The organism is Komagataeibacter kakiaceti JCM 25156, assembly GCF_000613305.1.
Genome location: NZ_BAIO01000458.1, coordinates 1 through 1,883, shown reverse-complemented (window position 1 = coordinate 1,883; position 1,883 = coordinate 1). Strand labels below are relative to the sequence as shown.

Genomic DNA, 1,883 nt, shown 5'->3' with positions numbered 1-1,883 from the left:
CCAGCCCCCGGCCCCACCCCGCGCGCATGAGGGTGGTGTATTCCCCCGCGCGCCGGGCGGCCGCCAGCATGAGCAGGAGCGCGAGGTCGGCATTGCATTCGGTCAGCACATCGGGCGTGTTGGTGACGATGATGCCACGGGCATGCAGGGCCGGAATGTCCAGATGGTCGGTGCCGACGCTGACGGTGGCCACCACCTTCACGCTGTCGGGCAACTGGGCCACGTCATCGCCGCGCAGCGGCAGGCCGGTGGCGGTCATGATCGCCTGTGGCTGGAACGCGCGCGCATGTCCAGCAGTTCGCGGGTCGTCAGCTTATGGTCTGGCACGGGGGATATGTTAAAGCTCTGTTCGATGCGCTGCATGACGGGGCTGGTCTGGCGCTGGACCAGCAGCAGGCGGGGGCGGGGCGTAGAGGACATGGAAGGTGATTTCTCCTGCCGGAAGACGGGGCCACGGCATGGCTGCCATGGCCGGAAAAGCATGTGAAAGGGTTATCCGAAGAACATGACGGGTCAAGAGACGGTTCCCCTTACGCCGGAACTTATGCTGTCCGCCTACAGGGGCGGGCTGTTCCCCATGGCGCCCGACGCGCAGTCCGATGAGCTGGAATGGTTCTGTCCCGAATGGCGCGGCATCCTGCCGCTCGATGGCTTCCACCTGTCGCGCAGGCTCATGCGCACCGTGCTGTCTCCCCGGTTTGACGTGGTGACGGACCGGGATTTCCCCGCCGTCATGGACGGGTGCGCCGCGCCCGCGCCGGGGCGCGAGAAGACATGGATCAACCCGCGCATACGTGACCTGTTCTGCCAGCTTCACACCATGGGATACGCCCACAGCGTGGAATCCTGGCATGACGGCAGGCTGGTGGGCGGCCTGTATGGCGTGGCGATCGGACAGGCCTTTTTTGGGGAAAGCATGTTCAGCCGCATGCGCGACGCGTCCAAGGTGGCGCTGGTGCATCTGGTGGCCCGGCTGCGGCTGGGCGGGTTTACCCTGCTCGACACGCAGTTCGGCACCGAGCATCTTGCCAGTTTTGGCGGAACCGAAATTCCGGTAGGCCAGTACATGCGCCTGCTGCGCCATGCGGTGGAGCAGAAGGCCCGGTGGATTGGAAATGACAGCGCGACGGAACTGGAGGGTGCGATCCGCGCCCTGCGCGCGGCGGAGGGCGCGGGCGGTTGACAGCCCCGCCAATGCAGGGTTCCGTACGCGCGGGTATAAGGAAGAACGTGATGAAGCATGCAACGGCCCGGCCTGGACACGGACGGACAGGAAAGGGCGGGAGGCCGTTGGGCATGATGGCGGCGCTGATGGCCATGGCGTCGGGATGTGGGGTTGCCATGGCGCAGGATGCCGCCACCATCCATCCGCCGCTGACCCCCACGCGCGATGTGCAGGTGGACTATAACGTGCAGCCCGATGGCGTGCCCGAACCCAAGGCGGTGCGTACATGGTTCGCATATAATGGCGGCTCATGCGAATCGATAGCCCGCAGGGCATGGGCGAGATGGTCCTCAACCGCATGAGCCGCCAGGTCACCATCATCATCAACACCCAGAAGGTGTACAGCCAGCTCGATGCCCGCTATGGCATCCGCAACCCGTTCCTGCTCGACCTGTCCATGACATTCACGCGCCGGGGAACCTCCACGGTGGCGGGCGTGCCCTGCACGCAGTGGGATGTCAGCACCGATCAGGGCGGGGCCACCGCCTGCGTGACCGAGGACGGCGTGGTGCTGCAGGAAATCGGCGTGGATGGCGACGGGCTGCGCGGGCGGCTGGAGGCGACGAAGGTGGTCTACGGCCCCATCCCCGACAGCATGTTCCAGCCCCCGGAGGTTACCGCAAGATTGACCCGCCCCCGCCGCCCGGCGCGCCCAGGG

3 protein-coding genes and 2 pseudogenes are annotated in these 1,883 nt (G+C 66.4%); 3 read left to right on the top strand and 2 right to left on the bottom strand.

All coding sequences use genetic code 11. The annotated features are described in order from the left end of the window. Window positions 1–259: pseudogene (locus JCM25156_RS32705) on the bottom strand (D-glycerate dehydrogenase); the annotation flags it as partial. Then, window positions 256–420, bottom strand: coding sequence for a hypothetical protein (locus JCM25156_RS32700; RefSeq protein WP_159105005.1), 165 nt, complete (start codon window positions 418–420; stop codon window positions 256–258). The gene JCM25156_RS32700 and the pseudogene JCM25156_RS32705, both read right to left, overlap by 4 nt. Before the next feature lie 85 nt (window positions 421–505). On the opposite strand from JCM25156_RS32700, the gene aat reads away from it, so the two are divergent. The 3 genes and pseudogenes from aat to JCM25156_RS31410 all read left to right on the top strand — a co-directional run. Further along, window positions 506–1,183, top strand: a complete 678-nt coding sequence (gene aat / locus JCM25156_RS15250; RefSeq protein WP_025813762.1) for a leucyl/phenylalanyl-tRNA--protein transferase — start codon at window positions 506–508, stop codon at window positions 1,181–1,183. 113 nt (window positions 1,184–1,296) lie between these two features. Next, window positions 1,297–1,527 (top strand): hypothetical protein, encoded by a 231-nt coding sequence (locus tag JCM25156_RS31415; protein ID WP_242402689.1) that lies wholly within the window; start codon window positions 1,297–1,299, stop codon window positions 1,525–1,527. Continuing rightward, window positions 1,476–1,883 (top strand): annotated as a pseudogene (locus JCM25156_RS31410) (DUF4412 domain-containing protein); the annotation flags it as partial. The gene JCM25156_RS31415 and the pseudogene JCM25156_RS31410, both read left to right, overlap by 52 nt.

Bases quoted from the DNA above. Each gene is read 5' to 3' on its own strand.
- aat (WP_025813762.1), top strand. From the start codon at position 506: ATGACGGGTCAAGAGACGGTTCCCCTTACGCCGGAACTTATGCTGTCC.
- JCM25156_RS31415 (WP_242402689.1), top strand. From the start codon at position 1,297: ATGATGGCGGCGCTGATGGCCATGGCGTCGGGATGTGGGGTTGCCATG.
- JCM25156_RS32700 (WP_159105005.1), bottom strand. From the start codon at position 420: ATGTCCTCTACGCCCCGCCCCCGCCTGCTGCTGGTCCAGCGCCAGACC.